Source organism: Aeromonas sp. sif2433 (genome assembly GCF_019218705.1).
GTDB classification, from domain to species: Bacteria; Pseudomonadota; Gammaproteobacteria; order Enterobacterales; family Aeromonadaceae; genus Aeromonas; species Aeromonas encheleia.
Window position 1 is genome coordinate 1 of sequence record NZ_JAHUXD010000039.1, and the last position, 369, is coordinate 369.

A 369-nucleotide genomic window follows, 5' to 3' on the forward strand; every position below is an offset into this window, starting at 1 on the left:
TGCCACTGGTGCCACTCACTCCGTTCACCCCGATGGTGATGCTGTCGTCAAACCCGGTGGGCGTCGCCCCCAGCTTGCTGTCGTTGTCGATGGTCGCACTCAGGGTGTAGCTGTAGTTCACCGTCCCACCACTGGCCGTGCCCACGTAACTCAGCAGCGTCAGCACCCCTTCGCCGGTGTTGACCGTCTGGCTGCCGTCAAAGGCTTGCACCTCGGCCAAGGTAAAGACCACCCCCCCTATCACCACCGTCAGGATGCCGTCCGTGGCCGACACCGTGAAGCTACCCGCCACCGTCTCGCTGTTGGCCGCAGCATCAGAGCCATTCGGATTGAGGCCAGACTCGTACACCAGGTGATCCGGACCCGTCG

1 protein-coding gene is annotated in these 369 nt (G+C 63.4%); it reads right to left on the bottom strand.

Translation table 11 applies throughout. From position 1 onward, the window contains the following. The coding region (locus tag KW825_RS20300) for a hypothetical protein (RefSeq protein ID WP_218330241.1) at positions 1-369 on the bottom strand (369 nt) is incomplete at both ends.